The following is an 11,119-nucleotide window of genomic DNA, read 5'->3' on the forward strand; positions in this document are numbered from 1 at the left end:
AGCTCTAAGCTGGCGGCCAAACCATTGCGCTTCGCGGCGGTAATATCAGGTGGATGCCAGGACGTTTCACCCCCCAAATATTTGATGCAAATCGGGCGCGCTTTCTTCCTCCTCGACCATCGAAAGTGAGGCTTCAATGGCTTTCAGGTGACGACTCATAAACGCGCTTGCGCGCTCGCCGTTGCCGGCTTCCAGATAGCCGATGAGGTCGTCGTGGTCGTGGGATTCGCAGCCTAAATGGCCTGGATGGCCATAGACGGCCAGGATCAGCGATGAGCGGGAACACAGGCTTTCCACGAAGGCCGCGAGGGTCGCATTGCCCGAAAGCTGCGCTATGCGAACATGAAAATCCGCCGAAAGGCGTATCGCCACACTTTGCTCGCCGTTGCGCAACGCCTGGCGCTCGCGCTTGGCCATGTCGCGCAGCTCTGCTGCTTCTTTTTCCCCCATGCGCCGCGCCACGTCGGGCATTAACCCGCACTCGATCAACTGGCGCGCGTCGAAAACGTCCTTGGCTTCGTCGGCGGTGGGCCGGGTGACGCTGGCCCCGCGGCGCGGCGTCAGGGTGACCAGTTGCTCCAGCGCCAGGCGCTGCAAGATCTTGCGAATCCCGGTGCGGCTGATGCCGAACACATCGGCCAGGGCATCTTCGCGCAGCCGCGCGCCGGGCTTGAGCCGCTGTTCCACAATCGCGTCGCTGACCGCGCGATAAATCGCCTCGTGGCGCTCATCGCCTTCCGCTTTTGATGCCGATCGCTTGACCGCCTGCGCATTACTCATCGACTCTCCTCATTGATCATTCATCCCAGGCGGCTATGGTAGCGCGTTCTTCGTCGGTCATCTTGGTCATGTTGCCTAGCGGCATGTAGCGGCTTTCAACCACCTGCTGGATAGCCGCCTTGTGGGTCAGAATGTCGTCCCAGTCATCGAAGGCGTAATCGGCCGGTGGCGCCGAGAAACCGGCATGCTCGGGGTTGCTGGCGTGGCACTGTACGCAGTGCTCTTCGATCAGCCTCGCTATCTGATTGTCGCCGGTATCGCTGACCTGGGTGTCACGATCTGGCTGCTCAGCGGTTCGCAAATCCGGTGCGGCCACCCCAAACGCCAGGACGATCAGCACCACGCCAGCCGCCGGGTAGCCCCACTGCCGCTTGCCAGCGTGCAGCAGCACAAAAAACTGGCGGATAACGGCGCCTGCCAGGATAAGCAGCGACATCGCCACCCAGGCAAGCTCATGGGAATACAGGAACGAGTAGTGGTTGCTGACCATCAGCAGTACCACGGGCAAGGTGAAATAGGTGTTGTGCACCGAACGCTGCTTGCCACGCTTGCCATCCAGCGGGTTGGGCGATTCCCCGGCTTTCATGGCTTTCACCATGCGTCGCTGGCCGGGGATGATCCAGAAGAACACGTTCGCCGACATGGCGGTGGCCATCACCGCCCCGGTGAGCAGGAAGGCGGCCCGCCCGCCAAACAGTTGGGTGCTTAAATAGGCAACCACCACCATCATCAGCGCCACGGCGATGCTCAACAGGCCGTCGCGCTGCATGGTGGGGCTGATGCGTTTGCACAGTTCGTTATAAACCACCCAGCCGCCGAGCAGGAACAGCAGCGCCAGCAGATTGGCCTGCCAGCCTGACATGGTGGCCGCCCACTGCCAGGGGCTATCCGGGTTTATCAGGTAGAAGCCAGGGTTGGCCATGTAGAGGATGACGAACAGGGCAAACCCGGATAGCCAGGTGGTGTAGGCTTTCCAGAACGACCAGTGCAGGTCGTTGGGAAGTTTGTCGGGGGCCGTGGTGTACTTCTGGTTATGGTAGAAGCCGCCGCCATGGACGGCCCACATCTCGCCAAAAATCCCCTTCTCGCGGTCCGCGGCTGCCTTTGGCGCGCGCAGGCTGTTGTCCAGCATCACGAAATAGATGGATTCACCGATCCAGGCGATGGCCGCAATCACGTGCAACCAGCGCAGCAGGACATTCACCGACTCTATCAAATATGCTTGCATCAAGGGCCTCCGCCATCAGCTGCCACGGTAGGTGGAATAGCCATAGGGCGAGAGCAATAGCGGTACGTGGTAGTGCTGCTCGGCATCCGCCACGCCGAAGCGGATGGGAATGACATCCAGAAAGCGCGGTTCAGCGGCGTCGACGCCCTTGGCGCGGAGGTAGTCGCCGGCGTGGAAGCACAGCTCGTACTCGCCGGGTGTAAAGCCATCGCCTTCAAGAAGCGGTGCATCACAACGGCCATCCTGATTGGTGATCACGGTGCGCAGATGGTGCCGCTCGCTGCCGATTAGCCGCAGTATGTCGATGGCAATACCCTGACCAGGGCAGCCGAGTGCGGTATCCAGCACGTGCGTGGTCAGATATCCCATGGTGGCTCCTTGTTGCTTTTGTATCGTGGTTTAAGCGTCGTGTGTCGATGGTTTTAGAGTACCGCCAGCTTGTTTTATTGTATACATTGAGCCATCCACTCTCAGCCTAGCCCGGAGCGCCCCATGTCGTCACCTGCCGCCGAATTATGCCTTCAGCCCCGCCCGAGCGGACTATCCCGTGACGCCTTCATCAAACACTACGGCGATATCTATGAGCATTCCCCCTGGGTCGCACAGGCTGCCTGGGAAACCGGCCTGACCTCGGCACACGACCACCCGGATGCCCTGGCCGATGCGATGGGCCTTCAACTGCAGCAGGCAGGTAGCGACCAGCAGATCCGCGTTATACAGGCACACCCCGACCTTGCGGGCAAAGCCGCCATGGCAGGTAAATTGACCCAGGATTCCACCAGTGAACAGGCAGGGGCGGGGCTTGATCAATGCACGCCTGCAGAGTTTGCCCGCTTCGAGCAGCTTAATGCCGACTACAAGGAAAGATTCGGCTTTCCTTTTGTGATCGCCGTGAAAGGGCTGGACCGACACGCCATTTTGGAGGCATTCGCAAAGCGCCTTGAGAACGACGTGGCCACGGAGCGCAAAACCGCCATCGAGCAAATTATCCGCATTGCACGGCTGCGCCTGCGTGCGCGGGCCGCGGAACAGCAGCAATAGGCATGGCGGCCTATCACCCGGTTGTATACAGCACCCGCCATAAAAAACTGCGCTCTAAAAAGAGCGCAGTCATTAAACCAAGCGGTTAAACGATAGTGACCAGGCTTACTGCTTGGCCGTCTCTACCGCTTTCTTGGTAGTGTCTTCGGCCATTTTCTGGCTGTCTTTCATGAAGCTTTGGCTGATGGAAGTGACTTTTTCGCCATCCCCCTTCATGCGCTCCATTAGATCGCTGGTGGCTTTCTGCTGGCTTTCTATTGCCTTCTTGAAGCTGTCGGCATCTTTCACGTCCAGCCAGGTGCGAGCCTGGGCAATGCTCAGATCCGAGTAGGCACGAACAGCATCAAGCTGCGCACTAACGATCTGATCGTAATAGTCCAGCGCTGTCAGCGTGTAAGAACGCATCGGCGATACAAAGATGGACTCGACTTGCTGGCTGGCTTTTTCGGCGGCTTTATTCATCGCGCTATCTCCTTGAAGTGAGAAACGACATAGGCGCGCCTTGAAAAGGGAACATCAGTAAGGTCGGCGCCTCTGCTACACCACACGTTAGCAGGCGATTTTGTGCAGTGCAACATAAATTTTCGACTAGGCGATGTCCCGTACCGTGGTGGCCTTCCCCGCAATACCATCGTGTACTGCGAGCATACGCTTAAACCATTGATCCACCTCGTCTTCGTCCTCAACCAGCGGCTCTTGGGACACGCTATACGCCCACATCATGCTGCCAAACAACAGGTAATCAGCGCCCGCTGGCGAATCGCCATCGATAAAGTCGGCATCTTTCAATTGAGCGTAAACCGGGGCTAGCGCCTGCTTGAGCAGCCCACGCCCCTGCTCTGGCTGGTGAAGCGCTTCCAACGTGCAGCCAAAACGCGCCTCGCGGGTTTCACGGAAATAGTCGCGGTCATCGGGATGGATCGCCGCCAGCAAGTCGAGCGCGACTATCCTGAACAATGCTGGCGTCACGCTACGTTCAACATAATGCTTGAAGAACCGCGCCCGCTGATAGCTGGCCCCTTCGCCAAAAAGCGGTGCCTGGGGGTAGGCATCGTCAAGGTAGCGCATGATATCAAAGCTATCGGTCACTACCTGCTCACCATCCACCAGCACCGGCACCTTGTCGTGATTGGCAAAGGCGATAGCGTCCTTTTCAAGAAACCGCCAGGGCTGCGTGGTAAATTCAAGGCCTTTGTGGGCCAGCGCCATGCGCACTCGCCAACAGAAGGGGGAAAAACGTAGTCGCTCGTCGCGGCCGCACAGATCATAGAGTTTTATTGCCACCGTCATCGTCTCCTCGTTGCTGTTGGTCATCATGGTAGGACAGCTTAACCTGTTAACCATGGCCGCAAGTCTTCCACGGCGCAAGCATCCACGATCAGCGGTATGGCACTTGCGCTTGATAGGCTAACCGTACTGTCTATTAGTCTAATGAGAAGCACTGTACAGCTGCTTAATATGGTTCAATAAAAGCAAATAAAAACAAATAATTAAACAACATTCCTCAGGTTATCAGCGAATATATGGACTGATCATTATTGGTCTTACCAATTTTCCACCAGTAGTCATTATATCGGTGGCGCCGTATCTTTCGTCCTGACATCTGATGCCTTGAATACGGCGAGTCATCATTGTGGAGTAAACGATCAACAACAAGGAGTAGAGTTCTTCCCATGAATGAATCATTTCTTGCACTTCTGGCATTCACACCGCTGTTATTGGCGGGAATATTGCTCATTGGCTTTAAAATACCCGCCAAGATCGCCATGCCTATCGTCTTCCTTGCGGCGGCCATTATCGGCCTGACCGCTTGGGATATGTCTTTCTCGCGGATAGTGGCTTCGACTATCCAGGGGCTGATCCAGACGGCGGGGCTGTTGTGGATTATTTTCGGTGCCATCCTGCTTCTCAATACGCTCAAGCACTCGGGTGGTATCACTGCTATTCGTAACGGTTTTTCGGGCATCAGCCCTGACCGTCGCGTCCAGGCGTTGATCGTTGCCTGGCTGTTTGGCTGCTTTATCGAAGGGGCGTCCGGCTTTGGTACCCCCGCGGCTGTGGCGGCACCGCTGATGGTTGCTTTAGGCTTCCCGGCGCTGGCGGCGGTTGTGGTCGGCATGATGATCCAGTCCACGCCGGTATCGTTCGGTGCCGTGGGCACGCCTATCGTGGTGGGCGTGGGTAGCGGCCTTAACCGCTCGAGCATTACCTCAGAGCTCGAAGCCGCCGGTTCCACCTGGGATATATTTTTCCAGCAGGTAACCAGTGGTGTGGCCATCACCCACGGCATTGTCGGCATCCTGATGCCGCTGATTCTGGTCACGATCATGGTGCGCTTCTTCGGTGCCAACAAGTCGTGGAAAGAGGGTCTGTCGATTGTGCCCTTCGCTATTTTCACGGGTATTTCATTCGTGGTTCCGTATATGCTGGTGGGCGTGTTCCTGGGGCCAGAGTTCCCGTCCATGATCGGTGCCATGGTGGGTCTCGCAATCGTCGTACCGGCGGCACGCAAAGGCTTTCTGCTGCCCAAGGACACCTGGGACTTCCCCGAGTCGACCTCATGGCCCGACGAGTGGATCGGCAACCTGCAGATCAAGCTTGAAGACGTTGTCGGGCAGGCACCGATGTCGACCTTCAAGGGCTGGGTGCCTTATGTGCTGCTGGCCGTTTTCCTGGTCGCTTCACGCACCATCGAACCGCTGAAAGCGGCGCTGACGTCGATCAGCATGAGCTGGTCGAACATTCTCGGCGAAGAAGGCATCAGCGGCAGCATCGAGCCGCTTTACCTGCCCGGCGGTATCATCATCGCCGTGGTCGCCGTTACCTTCTTCCTGCACCGGATGAGCACACGCAACATGAGCGCGGCGCTCTCGGAGTCGACCAAGACCATCTTCGGTGCAGGCTTCGTACTGATCTTTACCGTGCCAATGGTGCGGATTCTGATCAACTCAGGGGTTAACGGCGCCGATATCGCCTCCATGCCGGTTATGATGGCGCAGGCCGTTGCCAGCGGTGTGGGTGATATCTATCCGTTCTTTGCACCTGCCGTCGGTGCCATGGGCGCCTTTATTGCCGGCTCGAACACCGTGTCCAACCTGATGCTGGCCGAATTCCAGTTCAGCGTCGCGGAAACCCTTGGCCTGTCCACCGCCATGATGGTGGCGCTGCAAGCCGTTGGGGCAGCCGCCGGTAACATGATCGCGATTCATAACGTGGTCGCTGCGTCGGCAACCGTTGGGCTATTAGGCCGCGAAGGGGCTACCATTCGTAAGACGATCCTGCCGACGATCTACTACCTGGTTGCCACAGGCTTGATCGGCTTGATCGCCTTTTATGTACTCGGCGTCACCGACGCGCTTGTCGGATCGTAATCCTCGACCCCATAACGTCGCCGGGAGAACCCCGGCGACATTATGCAAAAGCTTTCCACCACCAGAATGGATTTGTGGAAATCTTTTCCATAATATAGAGCCACTGACTTCCCATGCTCTCCTCATCTTCAGGAGCTATCATGAATATCCTCTTTGATGAGCGCCTCGACGGCGAACTGGTTCGCCGCGACAAAACCGAGGTGTTGACCGACCTGCAGCAAGCAGTGCCTTCGCTGACTCTGCTCCACCGCGAGGAGGACCTTCGACCGTTTGAGTGCGATGGCCTGGCGGCTTACCGTATTTTGCCGATGCTGGTCGCCCTTCCAGAGACCCTCGAACAGGTCGAAAGCTTGCTGAAACGCTGCCACGCGCTGAGCGTTCCCGTGGTCACCCGCGGCGCTGGCACCGGGCTATCCGGCGGTGCCCTGCCTCTTGAGCGGGGCGTCCTGCTGGTCATGTCCCGCTTCAATCAGATTGTCAATGTCGACCCTGAGGCTCGCCTGGCCAGGGTGCAACCCGGCGTACGCAACCTGGCGATTTCCGAAGCCGCCGCCCCCTATGGGCTTTACTACGCGCCGGACCCGTCATCGCAAATCGCCTGTTCGATTGGTGGCAATGTGGCGGAAAACGCCGGTGGCGTTCACTGCCTGAAATACGGCCTGACCGTTCACAACGTGATGCGCGTCGACATACTGACCATCGAAGGCGAACACATGACGCTGGGCTCCGAGGCGCTGGATGCCCCCGGCTTTGACCTGCTCGCGCTGATGAACGGCTCCGAAGGCATGCTCGGGGTCGTCACCGAGATCACCGTCAAGCTGCTGCCCAAGCCGGAAACCGCCAAGGTCCTGATGGCCAGCTTCGACGACGTCGAGAAAGCAGGTCGCGCAGTGGGCGATATCATTGCCGCGGGCATTATTCCCGGCGGCCTGGAAATGATGGACAAGTTGGCTATCAAGGCTGCCGAGGATTTCGTCAAGGCGGGCTATCCGCTGGACGCCGAGGCCATCCTGCTATGCGAGCTCGACGGCGTGGAAGCCGATGTGGACGACGACTGCGATACCGTTCGCCGGGTGCTCACCGATGCCGGGGCCACCGACATTCAGCAGGCCCGCGATGAGGCCGAACGTGCCAAGTTCTGGGCAGGCCGCAAGAATGCCTTCCCGGCGGTTGGCCGGATGTCGCCGGATTACTACTGCATGGACGGCACTATTCCCCGCCGTGAACTGCCCAGGGTGCTCAAGGGCATTGCCGCGCTGTCCGAAGAAAGCGGCTTGCTGGTGGCCAACGTGTTCCACGCTGGCGACGGTAATATGCATCCGCTGATCCTGTTCGATGCCAACAAGGAGGGCGAACTGGCGCTGGCGGAAGACGTCGGCGGCAAGATCCTGGAATTGTGCGTGGCCGCTGGCGGGTCGATCACCGGCGAGCACGGCGTAGGCCGGGAAAAGATCAACCAGATGTGCAGCCAGTTTCAACCCGACGAGCTGAGCGTTTTCCATGCCCTGAAAGCGGCGTTTGATCCACTGCGGCTGCTCAATCCGGGTAAAAACATTCCTACTCTGGCGCGCTGCGCCGAGTTCGGCGCGATGCATGTCCATAACAACGAATTACCGCATCCTGAACTGCCACGTTTCTAATGCGCCAGGCAAAGACCCTGGCTAGGAAAGACCATGACTAACACCGTGACTCAGACTGCGGATGGCGACATCGCCGAGGCGCTGTGCGACCAGGTCCGCGAGGCCCATGCTTCCCGCACCCCGCTGCGCATTGTCGGCGGCGACACACGGGCCTTTTATGGCCGCCCGGTGGAAGGCCAGGCGCTCAACCTTGCCGGTCATAGCGGCATTGTCGACTATGACCCGGTCGAGCTGGTGGTCACCGTTCGCGCCGGTACCCGGTTAAGTGCGCTAGACGCCGAATTGGCCAAGAACCACCAAATGCTCGCCTTCGAGCCCCCCGCCTTTGGCGAGGCCAGCACCATCGGCGGCGCTGTGGCTACCGGGCTTTCCGGCCCACGCCGCCCCTGGGCAGGCGCCGCTCGCGATTTCGTGCTCGGTACACGAGTCATTACCCAGGAAGGCAAACTGCTGCGCTTTGGCGGCGAGGTAATGAAGAACGTCGCCGGTTACGATTTCTCCCGCCTCATGGCAGGCGCCCAAGGTACGCTGGGCGTGCTGTCGGATATCTCCTTCAAGGTACTGCCGCTGCCCAGCGCCAGCCACAGCCTGCGCTTGTCCATGGGCATCGATGATGCGCTGAAAAAGCTCGCCGAACTGGGCCGCCAGCCGCTGCCAATCACCGCGGCGGCATGGCACCAGGACGAGCTTTTTATCCGCCTGGAAGGGGGCCATAGCTCGGTGAAGGCCACGCGTGAACGCCTGGGGGGTGACGACCTTGATGCCAGCTTCTGGCAGCAGTTGCGCGACCATCAGCACGCGTTTTTCACCCCAAGCGAAGGCCAGGCGCTGTGGCGGCTGTCGCTGCCCCCCAACACGCCGCCTCTGGCGCTGGATATCGACGACGCCGATATGCTCTACGACTGGGGCGGCAGCCAGCGCTGGGTGAAGACCTCGCTGGATGCCGATACGCTGCGCGATGCCTGCCGCACCGCTGGAGGCCACGCCACCTGCTATACCCCCTATGCGCAGGGTGGCGCGCAGAGCCCCTTCACGCCGCTGCCCAGCGTGGTGGAGAAATACCACCGTAACTTGAAAGCAGAACTGGACGCCCAGGGTATTTTTAACCCGGGACGTCTCTATGCGGCGTTTTAATCAGGAGAGCTGACATGCAAACGCAGTTTACCGATGCCGACCTTGAAAAGCCGCACATCCAGGAAGCCGACCGGGTGCTGCGCACCTGTGTCCACTGCGGCTTCTGTAACGCCACCTGCCCGACCTATCAGTTGCTGGGCGATGAGCGCGACGGCCCCCGTGGGCGCATCTACTTGATGAAGGAACTGCTTGAGAGTCGTGATGACGACGATCAGGTGACCGAGGAAACCCGCCTGCACCTGGACCGCTGCCTCACCTGCCTTAACTGTGAGACCACCTGCCCGTCCGGCGTGGAATATCACAAGTTGCTCAACATTGGCCGGGCTGAAATCGAACGCCGCGTACCGCGACCCGCGGCCGAACGGGCGCAGCGTTATGCACTACGCAAGATGCTGGTCGACCCGCAGCGCTTCAAGGCACTGCTGGCGCTGGGTCAAACCTTCAAACCACTGGTACCCGGCAAGCTGCGCAGCAAGATGCCGGGCGCGCCGGTCGACGCGGGTCAGCGACCCAGCACCCAGCACAGCCGCCAGGTACTGATGCTGGAAGGCTGCGTGCAGCCGGGGTTATCGCCCAACACCAATGCCGCCACCGCGCGGATTCTGGACCGTCTGGGCATCAGCGTGACGCCGGTATCCGAGGTGGGCTGCTGCGGGGCGATTGATTTCCACCTCAATGCCCAGCAAGCTGGCCTCGCCCGGGTGCGGGCCAATATTGACGCCTGGTGGCCACACGTTGAGCAAGGTGCCGAGGCCATCGTGCAAACCGCCAGCGGCTGCGGCGCCTTCGTCAAAGAGTATGGCGAAATGCTCAAAGACGACCCGGACTATGCTGACAAGGCTGAGAAAATCAGCGCCCTGGCAAAGGATATCGTCGAAGTGCTGCGCGACGAACCGCTTGAGTCACTGGATGTGCAAGCCAGCCAGCGCCTGGCGTTTCACTGCCCCTGTACGCTGCAGCACGCCCAGAAGCTCAACGGCGCGGTAGAAGGCGTACTGACCAAGCTTGGCTTTGCGCTGACCCCGGTGCAGGACGCTCACCTCTGCTGTGGCTCGGCGGGCACCTACTCGATTACCCAGCCTGAACTGGCCACCCAGCTGCGCGACAATAAACTCAACGCCCTGGAAGCGGGCAACCCGGAAATGATTGTTACCGCCAACATTGGCTGCCAAACCCATCTGGCCGGTGCCAACCGCACGCCGGTTCGCCACTGGGTGGAAATCGTCGATGCTGCGTTACACTGATCCCACACATCACCCCGTGCCCAGCGAATGGCACGGGCATTTTTAACGGCAAACCCACCAAAGGACAACCTGATGCAAACTAAAGCAGTCTTATCCCAAGCAGACGTTACCCAGGTACTTGATGCCGCCCAGAAAGAAGCCGACAGCAATGGCTGGGCGGTAACCATTGCCGTCGCTGATGACGGCGGCCACCTGCTTGCCCTGCGCCGCCTGGATGGCGCGGCCCCCTTCAGCGCCGATGTGGCTACCCAGAAAGCGCGCAGCGCGGCAGTGGGTCGTAAAGAGACCCAGGTCTTTGAAGAAATGATCAACGGCGGCCGCACCGCCTTTGTATCCGCACCGCTTCAGGGGCTGCTCTCAGGCGGCGTGCCGATCATCGTCGACGGCCAGGTGGTCGGCTCGGTGGGTATTTCCGGCGTCAAACCGGACCAGGACGTGCAGGTCGCCAAAGCGGGCGTGAGCGCGCTTGCCTGAGCTAGCGGCTGTACCAAGTGCAGCTGTATCAAGCGCATACGAAAAACCCCGGATCATTGATCCGGGGTTTTTTTAAATTCGTTCGGTCTAAAACCGATAATCTTGGCTGCTTGAGATGAAAGCTGCGAAATGGCGGACCGGACGAGACTCGAACTCGCGACCTCCGGCGTGACAGGCCGGCATTCTAACCAACTGAACTACCGGTCC

11 protein-coding genes and 1 tRNA gene are annotated in these 11,119 nt (G+C 59.5%); 6 read left to right on the forward strand and 6 right to left on the reverse strand.

Annotation, left to right across the window (positions count from 1 at the left end):
• Positions 1–66: 66 nt before the first annotated feature.
• From BMX75_RS06410 to uraH, 3 genes are read right to left on the reverse strand one after another with little or no spacing between them, the layout of a single operon-like run.
• Entirely contained in the window at positions 67–780 is a 714-nt protein-coding gene (locus BMX75_RS06410; RefSeq protein ID WP_092826322.1) for a GntR family transcriptional regulator, read from the reverse strand.
• A 16-nt stretch (positions 781–796) separates the two neighbouring features.
• Positions 797–2,008 carry a urate hydroxylase PuuD gene (locus BMX75_RS06415; protein ID WP_092826324.1) on the reverse strand — a complete coding sequence of 404 codons (1,212 nt, stop codon included), beginning with the start codon at positions 2,006–2,008 and terminating at the stop codon, positions 797–799.
• A gap of 15 nt (positions 2,009–2,023) precedes the next feature.
• Entirely contained in the window at positions 2,024–2,377 is a 354-nt protein-coding gene (gene uraH, locus BMX75_RS06420) for a hydroxyisourate hydrolase (protein WP_092826326.1), read from the reverse strand.
• 123 nt (positions 2,378–2,500) lie between these two features.
• Between uraH and uraD the strand changes: the two genes are divergently transcribed.
• On the forward strand, positions 2,501–3,049 hold the full coding sequence (gene uraD / locus BMX75_RS06425; protein WP_092826328.1) for a 2-oxo-4-hydroxy-4-carboxy-5-ureidoimidazoline decarboxylase: 549 nt from the start codon (positions 2,501–2,503) through the stop codon (positions 3,047–3,049).
• A 105-nt stretch (positions 3,050–3,154) separates the two neighbouring features.
• Here uraD and BMX75_RS06430 read toward each other — a convergent pair whose 3' ends face one another.
• Together BMX75_RS06430 and BMX75_RS06435 are read right to left on the reverse strand one after the other, a co-directional pair.
• Complete coding sequence (locus BMX75_RS06430; RefSeq protein WP_092826330.1) at positions 3,155–3,511, reverse strand: phasin family protein; 357 nt, start codon at positions 3,509–3,511, stop codon at positions 3,155–3,157.
• 126 nt (positions 3,512–3,637) lie between these two features.
• A complete protein-coding gene (locus tag BMX75_RS06435) occupies positions 3,638–4,333 on the reverse strand; it encodes a glutathione S-transferase family protein (RefSeq protein WP_092826530.1) in 696 nt (231 codons plus the stop codon).
• 389 nt (positions 4,334–4,722) lie between these two features.
• Between BMX75_RS06435 and BMX75_RS06440 the strand changes: the two genes are divergently transcribed.
• The 5 genes from BMX75_RS06440 (at position 4,723) to BMX75_RS06460 (ending at position 10,912) form a co-directional block, all read left to right on the forward strand.
• Complete coding sequence (locus BMX75_RS06440; protein WP_092826332.1) at positions 4,723–6,420, forward strand: L-lactate permease; 1,698 nt, start codon at positions 4,723–4,725, stop codon at positions 6,418–6,420.
• Positions 6,421–6,560: 140 nt separating this feature from the next.
• Positions 6,561–8,060 carry a glycolate oxidase subunit GlcD gene (gene glcD / locus BMX75_RS06445; RefSeq protein WP_092826334.1) on the forward strand — a complete coding sequence of 500 codons (1,500 nt, stop codon included), beginning with the start codon at positions 6,561–6,563 and terminating at the stop codon, positions 8,058–8,060.
• 33 nt (positions 8,061–8,093) lie between these two features.
• Complete coding sequence (gene glcE, locus BMX75_RS06450; protein ID WP_092826336.1) at positions 8,094–9,194, forward strand: glycolate oxidase subunit GlcE; 1,101 nt, start codon at positions 8,094–8,096, stop codon at positions 9,192–9,194.
• A gap of 14 nt (positions 9,195–9,208) precedes the next feature.
• Positions 9,209–10,438 (forward strand): glycolate oxidase subunit GlcF, encoded by a 1,230-nt coding sequence (gene glcF / locus BMX75_RS06455; protein ID WP_092826338.1) that lies wholly within the window; start codon positions 9,209–9,211, stop codon positions 10,436–10,438.
• 72 nt (positions 10,439–10,510) lie between these two features.
• Positions 10,511–10,912, forward strand: coding sequence for a heme-binding protein (locus tag BMX75_RS06460; protein ID WP_092826340.1), 402 nt, complete (start codon positions 10,511–10,513; stop codon positions 10,910–10,912).
• Positions 10,913–11,042: 130 nt separating this feature from the next.
• Here BMX75_RS06460 and BMX75_RS06465 read toward each other — a convergent pair.
• A tRNA-Asp gene (locus BMX75_RS06465) sits at positions 11,043–11,119 on the reverse strand.

Source organism: Vreelandella subterranea (assembly GCF_900111305.1).
Classification (GTDB): Bacteria; Pseudomonadota; Gammaproteobacteria; order Pseudomonadales; family Halomonadaceae; genus Vreelandella; species Vreelandella subterranea.

Bases quoted from the DNA above. Each gene is read 5' to 3' on its own strand.
- BMX75_RS06440 (WP_092826332.1), top strand. From the start codon at position 4,723: ATGAATGAATCATTTCTTGCACTTCTGGCATTCACACCGCTGTTATTG.
- uraD (WP_092826328.1), top strand. From the start codon at position 2,501: ATGTCGTCACCTGCCGCCGAATTATGCCTTCAGCCCCGCCCGAGCGGA.
- uraH (WP_092826326.1), bottom strand. From the start codon at position 2,377: ATGGGATATCTGACCACGCACGTGCTGGATACCGCACTCGGCTGCCCT.
- glcD (WP_092826334.1), top strand. From the start codon at position 6,561: ATGAATATCCTCTTTGATGAGCGCCTCGACGGCGAACTGGTTCGCCGC.
- BMX75_RS06430 (WP_092826330.1), bottom strand. From the start codon at position 3,511: ATGAATAAAGCCGCCGAAAAAGCCAGCCAGCAAGTCGAGTCCATCTTT.
- glcF (WP_092826338.1), top strand. From the start codon at position 9,209: ATGCAAACGCAGTTTACCGATGCCGACCTTGAAAAGCCGCACATCCAG.
- BMX75_RS06415 (WP_092826324.1), bottom strand. From the start codon at position 2,008: ATGCAAGCATATTTGATAGAGTCGGTGAATGTCCTGCTGCGCTGGTTG.
- BMX75_RS06460 (WP_092826340.1), top strand. From the start codon at position 10,511: ATGCAAACTAAAGCAGTCTTATCCCAAGCAGACGTTACCCAGGTACTT.
- BMX75_RS06410 (WP_092826322.1), bottom strand. From the start codon at position 780: ATGAGTAATGCGCAGGCGGTCAAGCGATCGGCATCAAAAGCGGAAGGC.
- glcE (WP_092826336.1), top strand. From the start codon at position 8,094: ATGACTAACACCGTGACTCAGACTGCGGATGGCGACATCGCCGAGGCG.